This window comes from Kocuria sp. JC486, from assembly GCF_011602805.1.
GTDB lineage: Bacteria > Actinomycetota > Actinomycetes > Actinomycetales > Micrococcaceae > Kocuria > Kocuria soli.
Map to the genome: position 1 here is coordinate 34,641 of NZ_JAAOZS010000018.1, position 24,834 is coordinate 59,474.

Annotated in this window: 19 protein-coding genes and 2 tRNA genes; 9 read left to right on the forward strand and 12 right to left on the reverse strand. The window is 67.3% G+C overall.

Annotation, left to right across the window (positions count from 1 at the left end):
- Positions 1–39 precede the first annotated feature (39 nt).
- Positions 40–2,334, reverse strand: a complete 2,295-nt coding sequence (locus GWK18_RS09765; protein WP_166834940.1) for a carbon starvation CstA family protein — start codon at positions 2,332–2,334, stop codon at positions 40–42.
- 185 nt (positions 2,335–2,519) lie between these two features.
- Positions 2,520–3,500, reverse strand: coding sequence for an NAD(P)H-quinone oxidoreductase (locus GWK18_RS09770; protein ID WP_166834942.1), 981 nt, complete (start codon positions 3,498–3,500; stop codon positions 2,520–2,522).
- Between the two features lie 128 nt (positions 3,501–3,628).
- Here GWK18_RS09770 and GWK18_RS09775 point away from each other — a divergent pair.
- Positions 3,629–3,716, forward strand: a tRNA-Ser gene (locus GWK18_RS09775).
- Positions 3,717–3,824: 108 nt separating this feature from the next.
- Here the strand turns inward: GWK18_RS09775 and GWK18_RS09780 are convergent.
- Together GWK18_RS09780 and GWK18_RS09785 are read right to left on the reverse strand one after the other, a co-directional pair.
- Entirely contained in the window at positions 3,825–4,193 is a 369-nt protein-coding gene (locus tag GWK18_RS09780) for a HepT-like ribonuclease domain-containing protein (RefSeq protein WP_166834944.1), read from the reverse strand.
- 20 nt (positions 4,194–4,213) lie between these two features.
- The gene (locus GWK18_RS09785) at positions 4,214–4,657 is read right to left on the reverse strand and encodes a helix-turn-helix domain-containing protein (protein WP_123826182.1); all 444 of its coding nucleotides are present in this window, start codon (positions 4,655–4,657) and stop codon (positions 4,214–4,216) included.
- Between the two features lie 112 nt (positions 4,658–4,769).
- Between GWK18_RS09785 and GWK18_RS09790 the strand changes: the two genes are divergently transcribed.
- Positions 4,770–5,768 (forward strand): acyl-CoA thioesterase, encoded by a 999-nt coding sequence (locus tag GWK18_RS09790; protein WP_166834946.1) that lies wholly within the window; start codon positions 4,770–4,772, stop codon positions 5,766–5,768.
- A gap of 32 nt (positions 5,769–5,800) precedes the next feature.
- Complete coding sequence (locus GWK18_RS09795) at positions 5,801–6,202, forward strand: VOC family protein (RefSeq protein ID WP_166834948.1); 402 nt, start codon at positions 5,801–5,803, stop codon at positions 6,200–6,202.
- A gap of 119 nt (positions 6,203–6,321) precedes the next feature.
- On the opposite strand, the gene GWK18_RS09800 is transcribed toward GWK18_RS09795, so the two are convergent.
- On the reverse strand, positions 6,322–7,128 hold the full coding sequence (locus tag GWK18_RS09800; RefSeq protein WP_166834950.1) for an ABC transporter permease: 807 nt from the start codon (positions 7,126–7,128) through the stop codon (positions 6,322–6,324).
- Positions 7,129–7,246: 118 nt separating this feature from the next.
- On the opposite strand from GWK18_RS09800, the gene GWK18_RS09805 reads away from it, so the two are divergent.
- Complete coding sequence (locus GWK18_RS09805) at positions 7,247–7,666, forward strand: hypothetical protein (protein ID WP_245193172.1); 420 nt, start codon at positions 7,247–7,249, stop codon at positions 7,664–7,666.
- Between the two features lie 36 nt (positions 7,667–7,702).
- On the opposite strand, the gene GWK18_RS09810 is transcribed toward GWK18_RS09805, so the two are convergent.
- Positions 7,703–9,766 (reverse strand): FAD/NAD(P)-binding protein, encoded by a 2,064-nt coding sequence (locus tag GWK18_RS09810; RefSeq protein ID WP_166834952.1) that lies wholly within the window; start codon positions 9,764–9,766, stop codon positions 7,703–7,705.
- Between the two features lie 56 nt (positions 9,767–9,822).
- Between GWK18_RS09810 and GWK18_RS09815 the strand changes: the two genes are divergently transcribed.
- On the forward strand, positions 9,823–11,964 hold the full coding sequence (locus GWK18_RS09815) for a prolyl oligopeptidase family serine peptidase (protein ID WP_123826196.1): 2,142 nt from the start codon (positions 9,823–9,825) through the stop codon (positions 11,962–11,964).
- Here the strand turns inward: GWK18_RS09815 and GWK18_RS12930 are convergent.
- The 6 genes from GWK18_RS12930 to GWK18_RS09840 form a co-directional block, all read right to left on the reverse strand.
- Positions 11,948–13,162, reverse strand: a complete 1,215-nt coding sequence (locus tag GWK18_RS12930; RefSeq protein WP_209280930.1) for an HAD-IC family P-type ATPase — start codon at positions 13,160–13,162, stop codon at positions 11,948–11,950. The two genes, GWK18_RS09815 and GWK18_RS12930, sit on opposite strands and share 17 nt — an antisense overlap.
- Complete coding sequence (locus tag GWK18_RS12935; RefSeq protein ID WP_209280931.1) at positions 13,150–14,376, reverse strand: HAD-IC family P-type ATPase; 1,227 nt, start codon at positions 14,374–14,376, stop codon at positions 13,150–13,152. Before GWK18_RS12935 ends, GWK18_RS12930 begins: the two co-directional genes overlap by 13 nt.
- A 242-nt stretch (positions 14,377–14,618) precedes the next feature.
- Positions 14,619–14,707, reverse strand: a tRNA-Ser gene (locus GWK18_RS09825).
- A 106-nt stretch (positions 14,708–14,813) separates the two neighbouring features.
- The gene (locus GWK18_RS09830) at positions 14,814–16,988 is read right to left on the reverse strand and encodes a DEAD/DEAH box helicase (protein ID WP_166834953.1); all 2,175 of its coding nucleotides are present in this window, start codon (positions 16,986–16,988) and stop codon (positions 14,814–14,816) included.
- 575 nt (positions 16,989–17,563) lie between these two features.
- Positions 17,564–19,660: an acyltransferase family protein gene (locus GWK18_RS09835; protein ID WP_166834973.1), complete on the reverse strand. Its 2,097-nt coding sequence runs from the start codon at positions 19,658–19,660 to the stop codon at positions 17,564–17,566.
- Between the two features lie 192 nt (positions 19,661–19,852).
- Positions 19,853–20,434 (reverse strand): TetR/AcrR family transcriptional regulator, encoded by a 582-nt coding sequence (locus GWK18_RS09840; RefSeq protein WP_166834955.1) that lies wholly within the window; start codon positions 20,432–20,434, stop codon positions 19,853–19,855.
- Between the two features lie 164 nt (positions 20,435–20,598).
- Between GWK18_RS09840 and GWK18_RS09845 the strand changes: the two genes are divergently transcribed.
- The 4 genes from GWK18_RS09845 (at position 20,599) to GWK18_RS09860 (ending at position 24,708) form a co-directional block, all read left to right on the forward strand.
- The gene (locus GWK18_RS09845; protein ID WP_166834957.1) at positions 20,599–20,988 is read left to right on the forward strand and encodes a DUF1304 domain-containing protein; all 390 of its coding nucleotides are present in this window, start codon (positions 20,599–20,601) and stop codon (positions 20,986–20,988) included.
- 84 nt (positions 20,989–21,072) lie between these two features.
- Complete coding sequence (locus GWK18_RS09850; protein WP_166834959.1) at positions 21,073–22,086, forward strand: NADP-dependent oxidoreductase; 1,014 nt, start codon at positions 21,073–21,075, stop codon at positions 22,084–22,086.
- A 65-nt stretch (positions 22,087–22,151) separates the two neighbouring features.
- Entirely contained in the window at positions 22,152–23,675 is a 1,524-nt protein-coding gene (locus GWK18_RS09855; protein WP_166834961.1) for a peptide MFS transporter, read from the forward strand.
- A 130-nt stretch (positions 23,676–23,805) separates the two neighbouring features.
- Positions 23,806–24,708: an alpha/beta hydrolase gene (locus GWK18_RS09860; protein WP_123826210.1), complete on the forward strand. Its 903-nt coding sequence runs from the start codon at positions 23,806–23,808 to the stop codon at positions 24,706–24,708.
- The last annotated feature ends 126 nt before the right edge of the window (positions 24,709–24,834 follow it).

The following is a 24,834-nucleotide window of genomic DNA, read 5'->3' on the forward strand; positions in this document are numbered from 1 at the left end:
AACCGTGAGTCGATGTGACCGACCCTGCCGACGCGAACGTCAGTGGCCGTGCCCGTGACCGTGTGCGGCTCCCGGGGTGCGAACCTCCAGTGGGAGCTCTGCCCATTGGTTCTCCAGGTCCTTCTCCGCAGCGGTGGGAACGAATCCGGCCGGGGCGAAGAACTTGGAGGGCACGTAGGGGTCCTCGTGCACTTCGGGGGTCCGTTCGCGGAAGCAACGGATGGTGCGCAGGATCGCGGTGATTGCCACGATCAGGGAGAGCACCACGAACACGATCGACAGGGTGCCCTGGACCGCGGTGTTGCGCACCACGGCCTCCATGGCCTCCACGGTCTTGGCTGTGCCGTGGCTGGACTCGCCCGCAGCCAGCGCTTGCTTGAACGCGTTGTGGTTGGCCCAGTACCCGACGGCGGGGTTGTCCGAGAAGATCTTCTGGTACGAACCCACCACGGTGACCACCAGGTCGAAGGCCAGCGGAACCACGATGATCCACAGGTACTTGAAGCTTCCGCGCGACGCAGCGATGGCAAGGCACACGGACAGCGCGATCGCCGCGAGCAACTGGTTGGCGATGCCGAACAGCGGGAAGAACGTGTTGATCCCGCCCAGGGGGTCGGTCACACCCAGGATCAGGATGGATCCCCACCCGGCGACCATGATCGCCATCGTGAGCCAGGAACCCAGCCGCCAGTTGGTGTCCGCGAACTTGGGAACGAAGTTGCCCAGGGAGTCCTGCAGCATGAAGCGGGCCACACGCGTACCGGCGTCGACCGCGGTCAGGATGAACAGGGCTTCGAACATGATCGCGAAGTGGTACCAGAAGCTCATCATCCCCGGTCCACCGAACCACTGCTGCATGATGTGGGCCAGCCCCACGGCCAGGGTGGGTGCGCCCCCCGTGCGGGAGACGATGGTCTCCTCACCCACGGCGTCGGCGGTGCCCTGAAGCATCTCCGGTGTGACGTTGACGCCGGTCAGACCCAGGGAGTTCACCCAGGCCACGGCGCCTTCGACTGTTCCGCCGGTCGCTGCTGCCGAGGAGTTCATGGCGAAGTAGATGCCGCGGTCGATGGAGATCGCCGCCACCAGGGCCATGATCGCCACGAAGGACTCCATGAGCATGCCGCCGTAGCCGATCATGCGGGTCTGGCGTTCCTTCTCCACCATCTTGGGGGTGGTTCCGGAGGCGATCAGGGCGTGGAACCCGGACAGCGCACCGCAGGCGATGGTCACGAACAGGAACGGGAACAGTGCGCCCGCGAACACGGGTCCGTCACTGCGCCCGGCGAATTCGGACACGGCGGGCACCGAAATCTCGGGACGTACGACGACGATCGCCAGCGCCAGCAACACGATCACGCCGACCTTCATGAAGGTCGAGAGGTAGTCGCGCGGGGAGAGCAGCAGCCACACGGGCAAGATCGCTGCAATGAAACCGTAGGCGATCACCAGCCACGCCAGGGTGGTGCGCTCCAGGGTGAAGAGCTCGGCACCCCACGAGGACTCTGCAACCCAACCACCGGCCACGATCGCCAGCATGAGCAGGGCGAAGCCGATCACGGAGATCTCCATGACCTTGCCGGGGCGGATGTAGCGCAGGTACAGGCCCATGAAGAGCGCGATCGGGATGGTCATGCCCACGGAGAAGACCCCCCACGGGGATTCACCCAGGGCGTTGACCACCACCAGGGCCAGGATGGCCACGATGATGACCATGATGGTCAGGGTCGCGATGATCGCGGCCCAGCCTCCCACCACGCCCAGTTCCTCCCGGGCCATCTGGCCCAGGGAACGGCCGCCGCGGCGCATGGAGAAGAACAGCACCAGGTAGTCCTGGACGGCACCGGCCAGGATCACGCCGACGACGATCCAGATGGTGCCGGGCAGGTAACCCATCTGAGCTGCCAGGACGGGGCCGACCAGGGGTCCGGCACCGGCGATCGCGGCGAAGTGGTGGCCGTAGAGGACCCGACGGTCCGTGGCCAGGTAGTCGCGACCGTTGGCCTTGTACTCCGCGGGGGTCGCCCGGGTGTCATCGGGTTGGACCAACTTGGCCTCGATGAACTTGGCGTAGAACCGGTACGCAATCAGGTAACTGCACACGGCCGCCAGCACGAACCAGATCGCGTTGATGGTCTCGCCACGGACAATCGCGATCATGGCCCAGGCAACGCCGCCCAGGAGTGCGATGGCCACCCAGATGGCGATCTTGGCGGGGGTCCAGCGGCGGTGTTCCGCTTCCAGGACTTCGGGGTCGACGGCGACCGGGGGCAGTTCCATGTCGGGTTGCGACCCGGAACCACCGCCGCTCGGGGGATGAACTGTGGTGCTCATGATGCTCCTGAGGAAGGTTGAGGATGCTCGTTTGAGGGGTGTGGTCAGCCTCGAGACACCGTGAGTCTAGGCTCAATTGTGACGCGGAACATGTCGATTGCCGTGGCCCAGGCCTGAGCACCGTTGCGCCGTCGGTCCGCTCGGTCAACCACGGGCCGCCACGGATGCCGTGTGAGCAGGGATCATCACGGGCGCAGCAGCACCTTGCCTTTGTGCGCACCGGAATCGAAGTACTCGTGGGCCTCGGTAACTTGGCTCAACATGAACATGCGGTCCACCACCACGTGGACCTGGCCGCGCTCGATCATGGGCCAGACGTGGTCGCGGACCTGTTGCATGATGTGCGCCTTCTGAGCCGCCGGTCGCGGGCGCAGGGCGGTGCCGGCCACGTGCAGCCTCTTGGCCACCAGTCGACCCAGGTCGATCTGGCCGGTTCGCCCGCGGATGCCGATGATCACCAGCCGCCCGTCCACCGCGAGGGACTTGAGGTTGCCCTCCAGGTAGTCCGGGCCGACGACGTCCAGGATCACGTCCACTCCCCTGCCGTCGGTCAGTTCTTTGACCCGGGCGGCGAAGTCCTCGACGTCGTATCGAATCGGCTCGGCACCCAGCCGCTGCGCGTAGGCCGCTTTCTCGGCGCTGCCCACGGTGGTCAGGACCCGCAGTCCCGCGGCCTTGCAGATCTGGATCGCCGCGGTTCCCACACCTCCGGAACCCCCGTGGATCAGAACGGTCTCGCCCTCCTGCGCGCGAGCCTCCATGAAGATGTTGGACCACACGGTGGCGGCCACCTCGGGCAGGCCCGCAGCTTCTTCCAGCGTGACAGCGGACGGGGCGGGCAGCACCTGCGCGGCGGGAGCCACCACCTCATCCGAGTAGCCCCCGGAGTCCACCAGGGCGCACACCTCCGCGCCGTGTTCGATCCCGGAGTCAGGGTCGACGTCGGGGCCGACCTCGACGACGGTGCCGGCGACCTCCAGGCCGAGGACCTCTGAGGCCCCCTGCGGAATCTTGTAATTACCTTCTCTCTGGAGGACATCGGCCCGGTTGATCCCCGCGGCCGCGACCTTGATGCGTACCCCGTCCGAAGGCAGCTCCGAAGGTGTCCGCTCCTGCACTTCCAGGACCTCAGGGCCTCCCGGCCGGCTGTTCACGACGACTCGCATGGGCGCTCCTGACCTCTAGCTCGGGTGTACCGGTGGGCGATGCCGGTGGCACCGCCGGCGGGGCCGCCGTACCACCGGGTGTGCTAATGTGTTCCCCCGTACGGGCGGTGGAAGCCGACTCGGTACATGGAAGGTTGTCCGAGCGGCCGAAGGAGCCGGTCTTGAAAACCGGTGTGCGGTAACCCCGTACCGTAGGTTCGAATCCTACACCTTCCGCATTCGGCAAAGGCCCCGAGAACCGCGAAATCACGCGGGACTCGGGGCCTTCGTCGTACCCGGGCGGTCTCATGGGCGGGAGATCAGTCCAGCTGGATGGACTCGAAGTCACTCGTGGGATTTTGCGGTGTCGCCGTCCGGCTGTGCAGCGTTCCCGAGCCCTGGAATGATCACGGTGGAAACGTAGTCGCGCAGGGATGGGATGTTGACCACAAGGGTTTGCCATACACGCCGCGGTTCAAGGTCGTCGTACTGATGGGCTGCAAAGTTGCGCATGGCCACCACCGTCCGCCAGGGCTGCTCCGGGTATTGCCTCAGCAGTTCCACCGGCAGGCGATTCACGTATTCCCCGATTCGAATGAGCCCCATTTCCGCTGCCCACTGTGACCGGATGTCAGCGAGGAAAACGGCCGATCCATCTTTGGTCATCTGGTCCAAGACGTCGCAGACGGCGACGATCTGCGTCAGGGTGTCCAATGCTTTCCGCTCGTGCTGGTTCACAGCGGGACCGCTTCGGCCAAGACCCGTGAGCGGATCTCTCCGCGCAAGGAGTCGGAGGCAACCACGTCCACTCTGACATCCAGCAGCTCCTGCAGGTCCACCCGAAGCCCGACCTCGTCAAACAGCGTCGCGTCCGGAGCGAAATCCACCAAGATGTCCAGATCGGATTCGTCGTCATCCTCCCCGCGGGCCACCGAGCCGAAGATGCGCGGCGCCGCGGCGCGGTGGCGCGCCACGATCTCCAAGACCGTTTGGCGATGTTCTGCAACGCGCGCCGACGGCCTCTTCCGTAGTGCTTGCGCAATGCGGTGGAGCACTTCTGGCGTTGGTGTCCGCCGGCGGTTCTCGTAGGCGGACAAGTTGGGTTGCGCCACGTTCGCTGCCTGCGCCAGCTCAGCTTGACTCATCCCTGCGGCCAGGCGCTGGGCTCTGATGTCCATGAACCGACCCTACAGCCAGGGTTATCGACGGCGATATACCCACGGCAATCCTGACAAGGCCTGCACCCTGATCTGAGCACAACGTTTCCGGCCAGCGGGTAACTTGACTCCCATGGACACCGCAACGACGCCGTCGCCCTCCTCCGCCCACGACCGCCGCCACGAGGTGACGCTGCGCTTCCTGGCCGCACCCACCGACCTGGGCCACTCCGGCACCGTGGACGCAGGCCGGGTTCTGGAATGGGTGGACAAGGCGGCCTTCGCCGCGGCCACGGCCTGGTCCGGGTCCTACTGTGTGACTGCCTACGTGGGCAACATCCACTTCCGCTACCCCGTCCAGGTGGGCGAGATGGTCGAGGTCACCGGCACCGTCCTGCACACCGGGCGCTCGTCCATGCACATCAACACCGTGGTGCGATCGGGCGATCCCAAGACCGGACAACTCGAGGAACGCGCCCGCTGCCTGGTGATCTTCGTGGCGGTCGACGGCAACGGGAAGTCCACCCAAGTCCCGCGGTTCGAGCCGCAGTCCCTGGAACAGGAACTCGCCCAGCAGTACGCACTGGATCGCGTGCCCGTGCGCAACGAAATCACCGCCCTGCTCAACAGCCAGGAACCCGCCGGTGAGGGCACCGCGGAGCGCGTGGTCCTCCGCTTCCTGGCGGCACCCACCGATGTGAACTGGGGCGGGAAGGTCCACGGCGGCATCGTGATGGAGTGGATCGACTCCGCCGCCCATCTGTGTTCCAGCCGCTACTGCGGTCAGGACACGGTGGCGGTGTTCTCCGGTGGCATCCGATTCCTGCAGCCGCTGCACATCGGAGACCTGGTCGAGGTCGATGCCCGCCTGATCTACACCGGCAGGAAGGGCATGCACGTCTGGGTGGAGGTCCGTTCGGGCGACCCCAAGAGTGGTGACCTCCGCGTGACGACCAACTGCATCACCGTGATGGTCGCCCGCGACGACGAGGGAACGTCAGTTCCGGTGCCACGGTGGGAGCCGTCGTCGTCGGAGGACAAGCGCCTGTGGCAGTTGGCGCGGGACATGCTGGAAATCCGCGGCCGCGCGCCGGGCAACCGGCTGCCGAACCACCTGCTCAAAGAGAACTAACCCCGCGAAGTGCGGTTTCAGGAGGACGTCCCATGAAGATCATCAAGAAGTACCCGGTTCTCGATGCCACCGACATCGAGGCGGAGAGCACCTTCTGGGCCGCGGTCCTGGGCGGCACGGTCGAACGCGGCATGGTCAATCACGAGGAGGTGGATTGGCACACCGTCGTGGTCGAGGGGCGTGAGGAACTCGGCATCCAGTGGTCGCCGACCCACCAGCCGCCGCAGTGGCCCTCGGGTGATCAACAGCAACAGATCCATCTCGATCTCTATGTGGAACGTGATGCCCTGGATGCGACGCACAAGGAGGTGGTGCAATTGGGCGCCACCCTGCTCCAGGCCGCGGAGGACCTGCACTCCCCCATGGGCTTCCAGGTCTACGCCGATCCAGCGGGCCACCCCTTCTGCCTGTGCTGGGCCGAGCCTCAGGCCTGATACCGCCTGAACAGGACCCTGCGTCACGGCTGGGCACCCCAAGCGGTGAACTTTGACAGGGAAAGGGCCACGAATCTGCTCGATTCGTGGCCCTTTCCCTGTCAAAGTTCCTCAGCGCCTCACTTCGCCACCGACGACGAACGCCGGCGCAAGCTGCCCAGGACGATGAGCGCCAGGCCGAGCACGATCCAGCACACCAGAACCGTCAGCGCAGTCCCGGCCCCGGCGCCGTCGAAGTACGCCGCGGAACGGATGAACGTGCTGGCGGCACCCAGCGGCAGGAGCTGACCGATGGCACCCCAGGGTTGGGGCAGCCACGCGGCACCGGCCGTCATGCCGGACAGCGGATTCGCGACGAACATCATCACCAGGGCACCAAGCGCCAGCCCCGCCCTACCCAGGGTGGATTCGAGTCCCAGGATCGTCAGGGACACGGCCGCGATACCCAACGACACCCCTGCGGCCAGCAGCCAGTAATTGCCGTCGGTCGAGTGGAATCCGAACTGCAGCACTGCTGCGACGGCGGCCCCTCCGAAGATCGCAATCCCAAGGGATCCGAGGATCTTGTGCACGGGACGGTTCTTGAGAACGGTCGAGAGCAGAACCCCGGAGATCATGCCGCCGAACACGAGTGGCAGGCCCAGGGCGTTCAGGCCCGCGCCATTGGGGTCGTCGGCGGTCATGGGTGCCACTTCCTGGTACGTCACGGACTGCCCGCTCTGTTCCAGGCCCGCGCCCATCTGCGTGAGCATGGTGGCGTAAGGCGTCCCGGCCCCGGCAGCCGTGGTGATCGTTGCACCCTCCGGGCTCAGGCTCACGCCGCCAATGGCCTCCCGGTTCTCGACCGCGTCCCGCACCTCGTCGGCCGAGTCATACGTGGTGGTCTCGAATGCGCCGGGGTTGGCGGTCTCGAGTTGATCGGTCATCGCATCAACCCCCATCTCGGGCCCGCTCACCGCGCGTCAGATAGCCCAGACCGCGGGCGTCGGAGTCGGGACTCTCTACCGTCATTTCCCCGAGCGTCCGGACTTGATCCTGGGCATCGTGGATGAGATCGCCCAGCAAGTCGAGGCCCTGGCGACCAAGGCTCTGGCTGATTGGGAGGCCGGCCCCCAGGGTGCGTGGGCGGAGTTCGTCCGGGGGTGTGGTGCGCTGCGGACGGGTGCGATTGCCACGGGCTCAAATGCCCCGACTGCCCTGGCGGAAAAGGACTTGGGCCCGTTCATGGAGCGCCGCGATCGGCTGATGCAGGTGCTGACCCCGGTCCTGGATCGCGCCCGGTCCCACGGGCTGATCGAACCCACGTTGACGCCGCAGCGGTTCTTCATTGGCCTGGGGGCCATCACCCGCCCACTGCCGGAGCCTGCCTCCAGGGTGTTCCCCCACGAGGAGATGGACGCGTGGCTGGTCGAGATCTACCTCAGGGGCCTCCGGCCCGATGACTCCCAGGACCACAAGCAGTAGCCCCGTACCGTCCGGAAGGTGCTGCTGCGCAAAGCATCAGCCCAGGATGGCTGCCGCGACCCGGTCGGCGTCGGCCAAGGTCCGCGAGCCCAGCGCGGCGGGGGCTCCCGCCTCGGCTGCGATGGACGTGCCCCATTGGGCCGAGGCCAGTTGCAGTCCGAGGACCCACACCCCTTCCCGCGCCTGACCGTCCGTCCCGACGGCGCGGTACGGTGCGGCGGTGACGTCCAGCCCGGGACCCGCCACGTGAGCGGCGCCGTCGTCGACGTGCAGCGACTTGGCGCGGACCAGGCCGTGCTCGTGCATGGCGGTGAGCAACGGTGAAACGTTGCGGCGCACCTCGTTGGGCGGGGACATCGCCTCGATCATCCACCCGGCTCGGAAGGGTTCATCCGCCACCCAGGGGGAACTCGCCTCGAAGCAACCGCGTTCGGTGTCCACACGGAACACGGGATTGGGCCCCAGGAAGCGCACCACCCCGGCTCTGGCCAGCGCCGCCAGCTGCCGGATGCGCAAGGCCGGCGGGCCGGAGGCCAGGCCCTCGACCAGCGGGGAGAACGCGCGCATGAGTTCTTCGTACCAGGACTCGTCCTGCAACCCCCTCTCGGCCACCACCTGCTTGAGCAGCGTGCGCGACCAGTTCAGTGACGAGAAGGCGACCTTGGCGGGATCGTCCTCCCCGGCCGCGGAGCCTGCGGCATCGCGGTCCAGCCAGTGCACGAGGGCCGCGGCGTACTCCTCGTGGGAGCTGAACCGTTCGTCCAGGAAGGGATAGGACTGCCACTTGATGTTGAGCCGGTTCTCGTAGGCCACGGCCTGGTTGACCAGACGCTCCACGTGCACGTCCCACGGCGTCGGGTCCTCGGGATCTTCGGGCCCGCCCAGTCCGAGCGCGCGGTCCAGGTCCGCCAGGAACTGGTCCGCGGGCCGGTCGAAGGCGCCTGGACTGACCCTGGCCAGGGTCTGGTAGAAGGCGCGGGTGGCGTCCTTGCGCACCAGGGGCAACAGGTCCGTGTCGAATACCAGCGGCTCACCGTCGGCCAGCTCCCGCACCCGCTCAGGGGTCAGGAACTTGTGGTCCAGGCTCCGGGCGTAGTACCCGTCGATCTCCGCTTTGGCCCGGTACGGCGTTCCACGCCGGGACCCGACGACGACGAACGGTTCCCGCCCGGAGGGCCGGTACACCAATCGCCCCGCACCGTCCTCGCCCGGAGCTTCGACGAACTGACCACCGCGGCCCTCGGTCAGTTCGGTGACCACGTCGTGAAAGTTCAACCCCATCCCGCGGAACAGGACCGTCTCACCGGCCGGCAGTTCCTCCCAGTGCACGTCCCCGGGAACCGCCGGTGGACGGTACTGCAAACCGTGTTCCGCGGCGGCGTCCACCAGGTCCTTCTGGTCCCGGCGCAGGTGCGCGTCCAAGTGCCCCAGCGCCAGGACCACGTGGTCGGCGGGCAGCTCCTGCTGTCCGGCGATCTCCACCGCGAACCGGTGACGCCCCGCGTCCACGGGTCGCGCCGCCACCGCGGCGTCCCGGTGAACCAGCAGTTCCACCGACTCCGGGAGATTTCGTCGGATCGTGGTGAACACCCATTCCAGGTACAGACCGTAGATCCGGCGGGGTGGAAAGTCCGTGCGCGTCATGGTCTTCAGCAGGGCGGCGTCGTCGTCGTTCAGGGATTCGAGGACCAGGGAGCCGTCGGCAATCGACGCACGCCAGGCGTCGAAACTCATACCCCGCAGGGCGGGCAGGGGGTCCACCGGGAGCACCCCGTCATCGGCGATCACCGTGGGGAACAGACTGGGGGTGTTCATCAGGAACCGCGGCGACTGATTGGTGCGCCACACGTGACCCGGCCCGGGAGGGAAGGGGTCCACGACGTCCACCTGGACGCGCCTGCCGGTGGCCGCGCTGTGGGCCACGATCCGTTCGAGGGCCGACAGCCCGCGTGGCCCCGCGCCGATGACGACCACCCGGGGCACGCCCGTCGCACGTGCGGCTTCACCCGATGGCTCCGGCACCCCCGCCGCGCCGTGAGCGGGCTGGTCAGACGGGGTGGGAGCAGGGGCAATCGGCGCAGACTCGGAGGGGGAGGTCATGGATTTCAGCATAGAACCACGCCGGAACGGGCACGGTCACGCATAGGCTCGACGGCATGACCCATCACCATCCTGACGATTTCCTGTGGCTCGAAGAGATCCACGGCACCGAGCCACTCTCATGGGTCGAGAAACAGAATCGACGCACCGAATCCCTGCTGGTCACGGACGATCTGTTGCGGCTGGAGGCCGGTGCGTTGGAGGTCATGGACTCCACGGACAAGATCCCCATGGTCTCCAAGCAGGGCGACTTCTACTACAACTTCTGGCGCGACGCAGATCACCCGCGGGGTCTGTTCCGCAGGACCTCTTGGGAGTCGTGGATCAGCGAGCGCCCCGAGTGGGACGTCCTGTTGGACCTTGACGAACTCTCCGAGCGGGAGGGCACGCCGTGGGTCTGGGCGGGGTCACGGCTGTTGCGTCCGCGCTACACGGACGGGCAGTGGCGCCGTGCGCTGATCTCGCTGAGCCCCGACGGCGGCGATGCCCGCAGGGTGCGTGAATTCGACCTGGTCACCCGTTCCTTCGTGGACCCCTCCGACGGCGGGTTCGACATCCCGGTGGCCAAGACCTCCGCGTCCTGGCTGGATGCCGACACCCTCCTGGTGGCCACGGAGGCCGGTCCGGGATCATTGACTGCCTCCTCCTACCCCGCGCAGGTTCGTCGTCTGTCCCGCGGGACGGGGCTCACCGAGGCTCCGGTGGTCTTCGAGGTGGCCCACGACCACGTGCAGGCCTGGGCCGGTCACGATCACACGCCCGGACACGAACGCACGCTGGCCTTGGACGTGATCGACTTCTTCCGCTCCGTGACCTACGTCTTCGACGCCGCGGGGCATCCGGTGCCGGTGGAGGTCCCGGAATCCGTGGAGGTGGACATCCACAAGCAGTGGGTGCTGTTTCGTCCGCAGGAGGCTTGGGAGCTCGAAGGCCGCACGTTCGCCCCGGGCACGCTGCTGGCCGCCGAGTTCGATCGGTACCAGGCGGGTGACCGCGATCTTCACGTGGTGTTCGAACCGGACCCGCACGTGAGTCTTCAGGGATGGTCGTGGACCGCGGATCGACTGGTCCTGCAGCTGCTGCACGACGTCTCCTCCGAGGTGCGCGTGGTCGAACCGGGCACCTGGACCTCCCGCCCCCTGGCCACCGCCCTGGCCCACCACTCGACCAGCGTCTGGGCCGTCGACGACGAGGATCCGCGGGACGGCAACGACATCTGGGTCTCGACCTCGGGGTTCCTCCGGCCGACCACGATCATGCGCGGCACACTCGGCGCCGACCCCACCCGGGACGAGGCTCCGCGGGAGGTGAAGCGGGCGCCGTCGTTCTTCGACGCGTACGGGCTGCGCGTGGAGCAGCACTGGGCCACCTCAGCCGACGGAACCCGCGTCCCGTACTACCAGGTGGGGCCCGCCGAGCTGCCGCTGGACGGCCGCAATCCCGTCCTGCTCTCCGGGTACGGAGGGTTCGAGGTCTCCCGCACACCCGCCTATTCCGGGGTCACCGGCCGCTCCTGGCTGACCCGGGCCTTCACCCCCGGCAACGACGACGACGGAGCCGACGACGGGCCCGTGGCCGCCGGTCGCAGCGGTGTGTACGTGGTGGCCAACATCCGCGGCGGTGGTGAATTCGGACCCGAGTGGCACCGTGCTGCCCTCAAGAAGAACAGACACCGCGCCTACCAGGACTTTGCCGCCGTGGCCCAGGACCTGCACGACCGCGGGGTGTCCAGTCCGGCGTCGCTGGCCTGTTCGGGCGGTTCCAACGGTGGGCTGCTGGTGGGGAACATGCTCGCGACCTATCCGCACCTGTTCGGCGGTATCTCCTGCGGCGTGCCCCTATTGGACATGCGCCGCTACACCAAACTGTCCGCGGGAACCTCCTGGGTCGCCGAGTACGGGGACCCGGAGGACCCGAAGGAGTGGGAGTTCATCCGCACCTTCTCCCCGTACCACCTGGTGCGGGCGGATGCCGACTACCCGCCGGTCCTGTTCTGGACCGCCACGAGCGATGACCGGGTGGGCCCGGTGCAGGCGCGCAAGATGGCCGCGTTGATGCAGGAGCAGGGCCACGAACGGGTGTGGTTCCACGAGACCCTGGAAGGTGGCCACGCGGGAGCGGGCGACAACAAGCAGGCCGCCCGCTCGCACGCGTTGTCCTCCGAGTTCCTGTGGCGCTGCGTCACGGGGACGCTGTAGCCCGCTTCCTCCGGCTGACCACGGCGTTGGTCAGGGCCTTGGTCACCTCCACGATCACGAACACGGCCGCACCCATCGCCGTCGCAATGAGCAAAGCATCCGCTCCCAGGGGCCGGGTGTCGAAGGCGAAGGCAAAGGCAAAGGCAAGAGTCACCGCCACCGCCATGTTGACCCAGAGGATCTGCAGCGGCGTCAGCGGGAGCATCCACCCCAGAAGGGCGGCCAGGAGGATCACGAGCGACTGGGCGCCGTTGGTCGGGAGGATGAACACGATGGCTTTGCGCAGGTTGTCGTAGATCCGCCGACCTTCCTCCACGGCGGTCTCGATCGTGGCGAAGTTGTCGTCCCCCAGGACCACTTCGGCGGATTCCTTGGTCACCTCGGTGCCCTTGATGCCCATGGCCACGCCCACGTCAGCGCGCCGGAGAGCGGGGGCGTCGTTGACGCCGTCGCCGGTCATGGCCACGACGTCACCGTGGTCCTGCAGCGCCCTGACCAGGCGCAGTTTGTGTTCGGGGCTGGTCCGCGCGAACACGTTGTGCGTCAGGGCCAGGTGCTGCAAGGTGGCATCGTCGGCCGCCTCGAGTTCGACGCCCGTGACCGCACCTGCGCCGTCGTCGATGCACATCTGCCGGACGATCGCGGTGGCAGTGCCCGCGTGGTCCCCGGTGATCATCTTGACGACGATCCCCGCGTCCCGGCAGCTGCGCACCGCGGCCATGGCTTCCTCGCGGGGCGGATCCACGATGCCCACCAGGCCGAGGAACTGCAGCTCGTGGCCCAGGGAATCCGGGGTGATTTCTCCCGTGTCCTGGTCGGAGGCCGTTCTCCGTGCGGCCGCCAGGTCGCGGAGGCCCTGGTTGCTGAGGTCCTCGATCCGCTGTTGCCAGGTCTCCAGTTGGAGTTCGGAGCTCTGCCCGTCCGCCTCGATCTGGGTGGTTGACCGCGCAAGGAGCACGTCCGGTGCGCCCTTGACCAGCACGTAGGTGTCTTCCCGGTCGGGGAGGTCCAGGGCCGCGGCCATGAACTTGTAGTCCGAGCTGAACGGCAGGGTGGCGTGGCGCCGGGCGGCCTGGTGGTCCAGGTCGAGCTTGGCGGCGAACGTGCGCAGGGCACCTTCCGTGGGCTCGCCGACGATCGTCCAGCCGTCGCCGTTCTCGGTCAGATCGGCGTCGTTGACCGTCCCTACTGCCTCCACCAGGGGCGGATGCCGGGGTGGGACAGGTCCAGGTCCTGCCCGCCCGCCGTGACGGATCCGCGGGGTTCGTAGCCGGCCCCGGAAACGTCGAATTCGAGGTCACCGACCACACCCTTGACCACGGTCATCTCGTTCTTGGTGAGGGTGCCCGTCGTGTCGGAGCAGATGGTGGTCACGCCGCCCAGGGTCTGCACGGCGGGCAGTTTGCGCGTGATCGCCTTCTGCCTGGCCATGGTCTGCACGCCCAGCGCTAGGGTGATCGTGATCAGTGCCGGGAGCCCTTCGGGAATCGCGGCGACGGCGAATCCGACGGCGGCCGGCAGCAGGTCCGTCCCGTGAACCAACCGACCCACCGCGATCAGCACGAGCGAGGCGATGAACACGATGGCTGACAGCCACGTGCTGAACGACGCGATCTGCCGGGTCAGCGGGGTCTCCAGGGTTTCCACCTCCGAGATCATGGCGTTGATGCGCTCGATCTCGGCCTGTGCCCCGGTGGCGACGACGACGCCGGTGCCCGGCCCGGAGGCCACCATCGAGCTGGAGAACAGCATTCCGGTGCGGTCCCCCAGGGGTGCGTCCTTCTCCACGGCGGCCGTCGTCTTGTCCGCCGGGACGGATTCACCGGTCAACGCGGATTCCTCCGCGGTCAGGTTGGCGGCCTCCAGGAGTCGAATGTCCGCGGGGACCCGGTCCCCCGCACTCAGGCGAACGATGTCGCCGGGTACCAAGTCCTCCGCTTCGACGGTGGACCACAGGCCGTCCCGACGCACACTCGCGCTGGCCGAGAGCATCTGGCGGATGCCTTCCAGCGCCTTCTCCGCCCGGCCTTCCTGGACGAAGCCGATCACCGCGTTGATCACCACGACCAGAACAATCACGCCGGTGTCCACCCATTCCTGCAGCACGGCCGTGAGGACGGCCGCAGCCAGGAGGACGTAGATCAGAACGTCGTTGAAATGCCGCAGGAAGCGGACGATGACGCTGTCGCGCGGCGGATCCGGGAGCTTGTTGGGCCCCAGCACATCACGACGACGGCTGACCTCCTCGGTGGACAACCCCCGGTGCGGGTCCACGGCCAGACACTGCTCCACGTCCTGGGTTGGGAGCGCGTGGGCGTCCTGGATCTTGGTCAAGTCGCCGTCCAGGCCGGATTTCTCGAGCGGCCGAGTCCCGGAGATCCCGGGGCCCTGGGCGGCCTCGGGGGTGGTCAACGATCGCGGGTCGGCTGGGACGTGTGGCTCCCATCCAGGTGTTCGGGCCCGCCCGGTGCGTCTCGTCGATGCCGGAGAATCCCCGCTGCGTCGCGGGTGAACTCGGACCACTGTTCCAGGATAGGAAGTGCGTGACCTCACCGCACACCGGCCGCCTGGCGCCAGTGGCGAAACGAAAAAGATTGGGGTCGATGTCCTCCTTTCGGCAGGACATCGACCCCGGCCAGATTCACTTCGGTCGGCGGAGACGGAGGGATTTGAACCCTCGATCCAGGTTTCCCCGGATCCTTCATTAGCAGTGAAGTCCATTCGGCCGCTCTGGCACGTCTCCCCGCTGCACCCCGCGGAGGCCATGGACCCCGATAGGAAACAGCACGCGCCATGCTAGTCGGAGCGCGTGACTCGGGTCAAAACCACGTGGTCGGTCAGGCGGGCCGTCACCCCCGGGAGGCGAGCACGAACGGCAGCACAGGTCCGCTCCCGGCCAGGCGGAGTTCGCGGGCGGCCACGGTCAGCGACCACCTGCTGTCCACCAGGTCGTCGATCAGCAACACGGGCTGCCCGTCGATCTGCTCCAAGGCCTGGCGAAGGTCCGGGGTCACCACAAACTTCCCCCACACCGCAGCCAACTGGTAGGCGCCGTTACCCCCGCCGCCACCTGGATGCCCCTCAACCAGACCCAAGTCACCGAGATACGGCAGGTGCCCGGCTGCCGCCAGTCCCTGAGCCAGGGAATGCACAAGACGGGGCCTTGCAAGGGACGGCATGGCCACGATGCCGGCGGGTCGCCCAGCCCCACCCCAACCGTCATGACTCCACTGGGCCAGGACCTCCACGCAGGCCCGCCCCAGCGCCTGATCGACGTCCTGGTCCACGGGGCGGCCCTGCTCATCGGTGTGGAAGATCTCGCGCAGACGATTACCCCACCCCAGGTCCGTGAGTCGGGCCACCGCGCGTCCTTCCGAGGCGCGTTCGGCGGGAGGAATGTTGCCCTTGAGGGGAACCCCCAGTCGGTCCATGCCCACCGGCCACTGCGCCCGCGGATCGATGGCAACGCCCACTCGCTTCAACGTGGCCGTCGCAGATTCGGAGGCCGCACGGCTGACCTCCGTGGGATACCAGGGCCCGGCGCAGTTGTCGCACCGCCCGCAGGGCTCCGCCTGGGGGTCGTCGAGTTGCTCCACGAGCATCTGCATGCGGCAGGTGGACTTGTTCTCGTAGTCCAGCATGGCGTTCTGCTCGTCGATCCGGGCCTGACGGATCCGGCCGTACCGTTCGGCGTCGTAGCTCCAGGGCTGTCCGGTGGACTGCCATCCGCCCTGGACCTGTTCGACGGCGCCGTCCACGGCCAGGACCCGCAGCAGCATGTTCAGGGGCGACCGTTTGATGTCCACCCGCGCTTCGAGAGCCCCGACGCTGAGCGGACGCTCGGCCGCACCCAGCTCTTTCAACACGGCCTGCGCCTTGGCCTCCGTGGGCATGGACGCGGTGGCGAAGTACTCCCAGATCTCCCGGTCCTCGGTCCCCGGCAGCAGGAGCACGTCCGCGCGCTCCGTGGCACGGCCCGCACGGCCGACCTGCTGGTAGTAGGCCACGGGTGACGACGGCGCCCCCAGGTGCACCACGAACCCCAGGTCGGGTTTGTCGAAACCCATTCCCAGGGCAGAGGTGGCCACGAGTGCTTTCACCTGGTTGTCCTTGAGAGCGAGCTCGAGCCGCTCCCGATCGGCCGGATCGGTCCTGCCCGTGTAGGCCTCCACCTGGTAGCCCACTTCCCGCAGGGCATGGGCGGTGTCCTCGGCCGCGCTGATCGTGAGGGCGTACACGATTCCGGACCCCTCGAACTCCCCCAGGTGTTCCAGCAGCCACGCGAGCCGCACCGTGTTCGACGGCAGACGCAGGACCCCCAGGCGCAAGGACTCACGGGCCAGGGGCCCGCGCAGGGTGAGCACCGGCTCACGGTCCTGGGACACGAGCCCCACGCCCAGTTGTTCCTCCACGTCGTGGACCACCCGCTGGTTGGCGGTGGCCGTGGTGGCCAGGACGGGCACGGTTGTGGGCAGCCGCCCGATCAGATCACGGATTCTGCGGTAATCCGGCCGGAAGTCGTGTCCCCAGTCGGAGATACAGTGAGCCTCGTCGATCACCAGGAGCCCCATGCGCTGCACGAGCTGCGGCAACTGCTCGTCCCGGAACCGGGCGTTGTTGAGCCGTTCAGGTGAGATCAGCAGGACGTCGACGTCGTCGTAGTCCAGCCGACCGAGGATCTCGCCCCACTCCGTGGCGTTCGCGGAACTGATGGAGGCGGCCCGGACGCCCGCGCGAGCTGCAGCCGCGACCTGGTCACGCATGAGTGCCAGCAGCGGGGACACGATGAGCGTGGGCCCCCGGCCCCGTGCGCGCAGGAGCAAGGATGCGATGAAGTACACCGCGGACTTCCCCCAGCCCGTGCGTTGAACCACCAGCGCTCGGCGCCCCTGGGCGACCAGTGCCTGGATGGCCTCGAACTGACCGGGGTGGAACGTGGCATCGGGCCGACCGGTGAGCGCGCGCAGCAGATCGACGGCCTGCGCGTACAGCGCTTGGTCAAGGGGCGGAGTCGGGGATGCCATGCGACCAGTCTGGCAAGGTGCACGGACAACACAACAGGCGGTCATCCGCCCTGTGGAATCGCCTTCCGGGTGATGCCGGTGTGAGTCAGGAAATGCGTGGGGGTTGGGATCGGCCCCCCGACCGATCCCAACCCCTCAGCTCGCCGGCTCTCCCCCCGGATGCGGCGAGCCACTCACCGTGCAGGCACCCCCCGATGCCTTGCACGCCATAGCCCGCTCACGGATTCCGGGTCAACGATGGACGCTTCCCGGAGGTCTCTGAAGAAGTCGAGCCGTTGGTGAAAGCCTGACAGACTCCCGTTTCCTCGACCGTACGGCCCAGCGGCGACTCTATGCATGCCCACTAGTCTGCGGATCCCCGCCAATTCGGCGCCGAGGCACTGTTGACGGGCGGATCCGCCCGCGTCGGCCCCTCCCCCGAGGAATCCTGCGTCCCGGAAAATGGGGACAGCTGGACCCACTCCCCACCCCCACACGGCCGACACCTCGCGCGGGTTCCCCGCAGTTCGAGGCGTCATGAAACGTCACGACCGCTGCCGCGATCCGCGGCAAGGCTGCCGCGATCACGGGCGGCGTCACCAGTGGAGCGCGTCCAACAGGCGTTCCTCCAGGGCCGGTGCGGTGGTCAGGCCGAACGTCCGGGTGATGTGGTCCAGGTCCCGGTAGACCATCACGTTGCCCACCACGGGACCGCAATGACCGTCAGGGCAGTAGAGGTCCGTCAGGTCCACCAGCGGCACCCCGGGGTTCTCCTTGTCCCATTCGTCCAGGATCTCCTGCCCACCCAGGGCATCGTCGGCGGAGTCGGAGCACAGCGGACTGTCCTCCCCGTAGAGGTCCACGCATTCGTACATGTCCCGGTCCCAGCGCGGGTTGTCGCGCACGCTCACCACGGGAATGCCCGCGTCCTCGAACGGCTCCACCCCGTCGTACCAGTTGGGTACGAACTCCTCGCGGTCGCCGTCCATGAGCGACCGGGTGCCTTGGGCGATCACGGCGTCCGGGTCGAGTTCGAGCACCGCTTCCTGCGCGGCGGCGTTGAACCGGTTGCACTCCTCCGTGTTGCCTTCGGTCTCACCCGCGTATCGACAGGCCGGGTACAGATAGCTGACGACGCGCCAGTTCTGCTCGTCCGCCACGGCCTTCAAAGGTTCGGAAAGCTGTTTGGCGTGCGAATCGCCCAGCAACACCACGGTCCGCTGCGGCTCGCCGCCTTCACCCGTTCCGCCGTCCTGGGGCTGGGGTTCGTAGACGAAGCATTCGGAGTTGTCCTGGAAGCTGTCCGGCTGTTGCTCCTCCGTGCACGCCTCCCCCGGGCTGCCCCATTCCGCGTTCACCTCGGACCACATGGGGATCGGTTCCAGGTCCGGCAGCGCCGTTTCGTCGTAGGTTCCGGCCGGCACGGCCGCCCCCGGGTAGTTCTCGGCGGTGCGCTCGTAGGACGCCTGGGCACGGGCGCGGCTGTCCGTCCAGGCCTGGGCCGCCGTCACAGGCAGGGCCACGACACCGACGACGGCGACCAGCCGCACGAGTTCCCGACGCGTGGACGCCTTCTGCTTGGCAGATCGCGGCCGGGTCACGAACGCGACGGCCTGCTCCGTCCCCAGGGACAGCAGGACCGACAGACCAAAGATCACCAGCCCCACGTGGATCGGCACGTCCTGGGCGCCGGTGCGCAACAGGTAGGTGATCATCATCGGCCAGTGCCACAGGTAGATCCCGTAGGAACGGTCACCGATCCAGGTGAGCCACCGCGCCCGGAGAGGCACGTGCGCACCGTGATCACCGCCGTCGTCCTTGACCATCAGAAGAAGGGCGGCGCCCACGGTGGGGATGATCGCCACCCATCCCGGGAACAGCGCGTTCGGTCCCACCACGAATCCGGTGCTGACCACCGCGACCAGGCCCGTCCACCCCAGCACAACCGCCAGGCGGCGCGGCAACGGACGGGTGACGACCAGTGCGACCAGCGCCCCCAGCGCGAACTCCCACAGGCGCAAGCGCGTGTCGAAGTAGTTCGGCGCGGGATCCAGTCGCGTGACCAGGACGGAGGTGGCCAGGGAGACCACGAACACCGCACCGAAGACCAAAACGGCAACGGTTCGGAAGGACCTGTTGGTCCATCGGGCCACCAGCAGCGCCAGTGCGATCAGGAGCGGGAAGAACACGAAGACCTGGCCCTGAACAGCCAGGGACCACATGTGCTGGACGGGGCTGGAATTGACCCCTCCACCGGCGTAGTAGTCCACGGATCGCTCCGCGAGATTCCAGTTGAGGCGGTAGGTCGCCGCCGCCAGCAGCTGCTCCCACAGGGCTTCCCAGCGCGAGCGGGGGTAGAAGGCGATCGCGGCGACCAGGACACTCAGCAGGACGATTCCGACCGGCACCAGCAGGCGTACGAACGTCCGTGACCAGTAGTGCAGCAGGTCCAGTGGCTTGCCGCTCGCGGCCTTGCGTGTGAAGGAAAGGGTCAGCAGGTACGCCGAGACCACGAAGAACACGTCGACCCCGCCGGAGACACCGGTCCCCCACAGGTGGAAACCGACAACCAGGAGGATCGCCAGACCCCGCAGCCCCTGGATCTCGGTGCGGCGGGTGGGGCCTCCGCGGAGACCCTGTGAGGGAGCATCGGTACGTGTACTGATTCTGGATCCTTGGCGACTGGCTTGAATACTGGCGCTGGTGTTGGCTCGGGTATTGGCTCGGGAAGCATTTCCTAGCGCATGAGTTTACGCATGCGAACCATTACGGGAAAGTGCCTTCCAGGGGCAATTGGTCACACGGGACCGCGGGTTCCGATCAGCGACCGGTGCACGCACCTGTCAGGCCCGCCCTCCCTGAACCGGCGCCACCCCCGACTCGGGTCAGCGCTCCCCCAGGTGCCACAGAGCGGCGTCCAGACTGGCCAGAGCCGCGCCCCGATCCACCCGGGCCATGGCGAGAGCCGCGATGACAAGACCCGTCGTGATCTCGGCCTGTTGCCGCAGCTCCTCGTCGGACAGGTCCGGGGCGTGCGCCTGCACGCCTCGGGTCATGGCGGCCAACATCTCCGTGCGGTATCCGGAGATCACGCCTCGCACCACGTCATCCTGGCCCAGCGGCGCACCGGCCACACTGACCAGCAGGCACCCGAACCTGGCCGGCAAGGACCCAGGAGTGGCCAGGGACGCCCGTAGCTGACGCAGATAGTCCACGACGGCCTCCGGCGCCACGTCCGGACCCGTCATCGGTGCCAGTCGCGGCCGGACCACGCGGTCCAGGTAGTCCTCAACCGCCGCGTCGAAAAGTCCTCGCTTGTTGCCGAACGAGTTGTAGAGACTGGAACGGTTCAGCCCGGTTGCGCGCTCCAGATCCGGGAGGGAAGCCGCCTCAAAACCCAGCTCCCAGAACACGCCCAGGGCAGCCCGAACCACCGTGTCCGTGTCAAAGCTCTGCGCCCGGCCCATGAATCCGCCCTCTCCACCTCTGGTGCTCGACCCTCGCGGACCTTCCCCCGTGTTGCGGTCGCGCGAGATCAGCATATATTGGAACGATCAGTTCAAATTAGTGGGCCGGTTCAGCATCTCTTCGCTCTGTTCGGCCCTCCTCAACTATCGAGCAAAGGTATTCCATGACCGTCATCGGCCTGATCCTGACCGGGTTGGCAGCCCTGATTCACGTCTACATCTTCTACATGGAGTCCCTCGCCTGGACCGGCCCCGCAGCCCGGCACACCTTCGGGCTCCCGTCCGCCGAGTTCGCGGAGTCCACCAAGTCGCTGGCGTTCAACCAGGGCTTCTACAACTTGTTCCTGGCCGTCGCGGTGTTCCTGGGACTGGTCTTGATGGCACTGGGCTCGACCGCTGTCGGCGCAACCCTGATCTTCACGGGCGCCGGATCCATGGTCGCGGCCGGGCTGGTGCTTCTCCTGTCCGACCGCACCAAGACGGCGGCCGCACTCAAACAACTGACCCTGCCGCTGCTCGGCGTGATTGCCTTGGGGATCGGCCTGGCCGCCTGAGGCCTGCCGGCGGCCTGCGCCGTCGTACCCACGCCACCCTCAATCACCCGCAGATTCCGCACGACCTCAACCCCTGGAGGACTCATGACTTCCGTTGACAGCACACAGATCCAGCTCGTTCGCCGCCCCACCGGCTGGCCGTCCGCGGAGGACTTCCGCACCGCCACCGTCTCCTACGGCGAACTGACCCCCGGGCAGGTCCGGGTCCGCAACGAGTTCATCTCCGTGGACCCCTACATGCGCGGCCGGATGAACGACGCCAAGAGCTACGTCCCGCCCTTCGAACTCGGTGAAACCATGACCGGCGGTGCGATCGGCCGGGTGGTCGAATCCACGGACGACGACGTCCCCGTCGGCGCCGTCGTGCTCCACCCGCTCGGGTGGCGGGACATCGCGCAGGACGACGCCGAGAAGTTCCGTGTGGTTCCCGAACTCCCCGGAGCACCGCTGTCCCTGTATCTGGGCGTTCTGGGGCTGACCGGGCTGACCGCCTATGTGGGTCTGACCCGCATTGCGCCCGTGCGGCAAGGGGACACGGTGTTCATCTCGGGCGCCGCCGGAGCGGTTGGGACGGCCGCCGGGCAGGTCGCTCGCCTGCTCGGGGCGGAGCGCGTCATCGGCTCCGCCGGTTCACCCGAGAAGGTCGATCTGCTGACCACCAAGTACGGGTACGACGCCGCCTTCAACTACAAGGACGCACCGGTGGCAGAGCAGTTGGCGGCTGCCGCGCCGCAGGGCATTGACGTGTACTTCGACAACGTGGGGGCCGACCACCTGGAGGCGGCACTGGGGACGTTGAACCGGGACGGACGGGTGGCAATGTGCGGGGCGATCGCCGCGTACAACTCGGACGAGCCCGTGCCGGGACCCAAGAACATGGTCAAGATCATCCAGCAGGGCCTGTCGCTCCGGGGCTTCACCCTGGGTGACCACATGGACCTGGCGCCGGAGTTCAACCAGCGCATGGCGCAGTGGTTCGGCCAGGAAAAGATCGCCTACGACGAGACGGTGGTGGACGGAATCGACCACGCCGTTGACGCCTTCCTGGACATGATGCGCGGGGCCAACACCGGAAAGATGGTCGTGCGCACCGCCTGAGAAAACCGTGGCTCCGTTCCGCATCCCTGCTGTGCAATCGCGGGCAGGAGGCGCAAGGTAGACGCATGAATTCATCGATTCAACCCCCCGAAAGCCGGGGACAGACCGCCGCTGACCCCGCGGCCACTCCGTCCCCCACCAACAACCACCCTGGTCAGAATGACCAGAAAACCTTCCTCGGCCAGCCCAGAATGTTGGCCTCACTGTTCAACGTGGAGCTGTGGGAGAGATTCTCCTTCTACGGCATGCAGGGCATCGTCCTGATCTACATGTACTTCCAGACCACCGACGGTGGCTTGGGAATCGACCAGTCGGTCGCCGCAGGCATCGTCGGAGCCTACGGCGGCAGCGTGTATCTGTTCACCATCGTCGGCGCCTGGGTGGCTGACCGCCTGATGGGCTCCGAACGGGCCATGTTCGTCAGCGCCCTCATGATCATGGCCGGCCACATCGCGCTGGCGCTGCTACCGGGCGTGGCGGGCCTGGCCGTGGGTCTGATGCTGGTCGCCGTCGGTTCCGGAGGGCTCAAGGCCAACATCACCAACCTGGTGGGTGGCCTGTACGAGCGCACGGACCCGCGCCGCGACGCCGGCTTCTCGCTGTTCTACATGAGCGTCAACATCGGCGGTCTGTTCGGCCCGCTGCTGACCGGTCTGGTTCAGCAGTCCTGGGGCTTCCACCTGGGCTTCGGACTGGCCGCGATCGGCATGGCCATCGGTCTGGCGCAGTACTGGTTGACCCGCGGTGCGATGCGCGAATCGGCTCACCACGTTCCGGATCCGCTGCCTCGTTCCCAGTACCCCAAGTGGATCGGGATCGTCGTCGTCGCCGTCGTTCTGATCGCAATTGCCGTGGTCACGGGCCTCCTCAACGCCGCCAATCTGGCCAACGTGATCGTGACCCTGATCGTGATCGCGGCGATCGGTGTGTTCACGCTGCTGCTGAGCAGCAGCAAGGTCGACGGTGACGAGCGTTCCCGCGTCCTGTCCTTCATCCCGCTGTTCATCGGTGAGGCGGCGTTCTTCGCGCTGTTCCAGCAGCAGTTCACGGTGCTCACGATCTACGCGGACACCCGCCTGGACCGGTCGCTGTTCGGTTGGGAGATGCCCATCTCCTGGGTCCAGTCCTTCAACCCGTTCTTCATCATCGTGCTGGCGCCCGTGTTCGCGGCCCTGTGGACCAAGCTCGGCACCCGCCAGCCGTCCACGCCCACCAAGTTCGGGCTGGGCATCGTGTTGATGGGTTCCGCGTTCCTGATCTTCCTCAGCCAGGTGAACGTTGCCATGGTGGCAGTCATGTGGATCGCACTGATCATGCTGGTGGCGACGATCGGCGAGCTGCTGGTCTCCCCCGTGGGCCTGTCGCTGTCGACCAAGCTCGCGCCGACGTCGTTCCCCGTGCAGATGGTGGCCCTGAACTACCTGGCCGTGGCGCTGGGCACCGCGCTGTCGGGCTCCCTGGCGACGTTCTACAGCGCCGAGACCGAGGCCGCGTACTTCGGCACCCTGGGTGCCGTGACCATCGGCATCGGCGTGATCCTGCTGGTGCTGTCGCGCTCGATCACCAAGATGATGCGCGGAGTCCGCTGACCCTTCCGTCCCCTCGACCACACCACTTTGCGTCGACCACACACTCCATAACGTGTGCGGTCGACGCTTAGTGGTGTGGTCGATGATCGGGGTCGCTGGCGCTGCCCACTCAGGCCGGTAGATTCGGAACGTGTCGGAAGCTCAGTACGCCGCATTCCTCCCGGAACCCCGTCGAGCCGCGGCCGCGATTGATCCGGTCCACGACTGGTGGTCGTGGACCGGGCATCGCGTTCACGTCGCCAGGGCCCGTTGCGACAGTCCCGTGCGCGTCGTCGTCGTGCACGGGGCCGGCGCACACAGTGCGGCGCTGTGGCCCACGGTGGCCCAGTTGGCGGACCACGGACTTGACGTGACGGCGATCGATCTCCCGCTCTACGGGCGAACCGAATCACCCACCCCGCAGAAGGTCACCTACGACTTGTGGCTGGACCTCCTCCAGGATCTCCTGGACGCCGACGACGACGAACGGCCCGTCCTGCTGCTCGGTGCGAGCATCGGCGGGTTGATCGCGTACGAGGTGGCTCACCGCTCCGATCGCGTGGTCGCTGTGGCAGCAACCTGCCTCTTGGACCCAGCCGACTGGCGTGCACGCGCACGCATGACGCGGTTCGGACCCCTGGCCGTCCTGGGGCCTCCGTTCCTGCGGTTGCTCCGCGGACGCGTGGGCGACCTCATGATCCCGATGCGGTGGGTGGCGGACCTGTCCAAGATGAGCCGCAACCCGGACCTTTCCAAGTTGTGTGCATTGGACCCGAGAGGCGGGGGCGCCAAGGTCCCACTTCGGTTCTTCCGGTCCTACATGACCCATCGACACAGCGCACCGGAGGACTTCACCAAACCGCTGCTCCTGACCCACCCAGCACAGGATGCGTGGACACCGGTGGAACTCAGCACCCGCTTCTTGCGGCGGTTGTCCGGACCCACACGAGTGGTCATGTTGCGTGGGTGCGGGCATTTCCCTATCGAGGAACCGGGTCTCACGGACTTGGTGGAGTCGGTGGCCGATCTTGCCGCCCAGGTTTCCCCGAACTGACAGCCCGGCCACCCGCCCTCAGTCCCTCGACCACACCACTAAGCGTCGAACGCCCACCCCCCCAAACGGGGGGGCGGGGCGTGGTTGTGGGGGGGGGGGGCGCGGGGGGGGAAGGGGGCCGGCGCA

Excerpts from the sequence above, each read along its gene's own strand:
- GWK18_RS09765 (WP_166834940.1), bottom strand. The coding sequence starts at position 2,334 with ATGAGCACCACAGTTCATCCCCCGAGCGGCGGTGGTTCCGGGTCGCAA.
- GWK18_RS09770 (WP_166834942.1), bottom strand. The coding sequence starts at position 3,500 with ATGCGAGTCGTCGTGAACAGCCGGCCGGGAGGCCCTGAGGTCCTGGAA.
- GWK18_RS09785 (WP_123826182.1), bottom strand. The coding sequence starts at position 4,657 with ATGGACATCAGAGCCCAGCGCCTGGCCGCAGGGATGAGTCAAGCTGAG.
- GWK18_RS09790 (WP_166834946.1), top strand. The coding sequence starts at position 4,770 with ATGGACACCGCAACGACGCCGTCGCCCTCCTCCGCCCACGACCGCCGC.
- GWK18_RS09795 (WP_166834948.1), top strand. The coding sequence starts at position 5,801 with ATGAAGATCATCAAGAAGTACCCGGTTCTCGATGCCACCGACATCGAG.
- GWK18_RS09800 (WP_166834950.1), bottom strand. The coding sequence starts at position 7,128 with ATGACCGATCAACTCGAGACCGCCAACCCCGGCGCATTCGAGACCACC.
- GWK18_RS09810 (WP_166834952.1), bottom strand. The coding sequence starts at position 9,766 with ATGACCTCCCCCTCCGAGTCTGCGCCGATTGCCCCTGCTCCCACCCCG.
- GWK18_RS09815 (WP_123826196.1), top strand. The coding sequence starts at position 9,823 with ATGACCCATCACCATCCTGACGATTTCCTGTGGCTCGAAGAGATCCAC.
- GWK18_RS09830 (WP_166834953.1), bottom strand. The coding sequence starts at position 16,988 with ATGGCATCCCCGACTCCGCCCCTTGACCAAGCGCTGTACGCGCAGGCC.
- GWK18_RS09840 (WP_166834955.1), bottom strand. The coding sequence starts at position 20,434 with ATGGGCCGGGCGCAGAGCTTTGACACGGACACGGTGGTTCGGGCTGCC.
- GWK18_RS09845 (WP_166834957.1), top strand. The coding sequence starts at position 20,599 with ATGACCGTCATCGGCCTGATCCTGACCGGGTTGGCAGCCCTGATTCAC.
- GWK18_RS09850 (WP_166834959.1), top strand. The coding sequence starts at position 21,073 with ATGACTTCCGTTGACAGCACACAGATCCAGCTCGTTCGCCGCCCCACC.
- GWK18_RS09855 (WP_166834961.1), top strand. The coding sequence starts at position 22,152 with ATGAATTCATCGATTCAACCCCCCGAAAGCCGGGGACAGACCGCCGCT.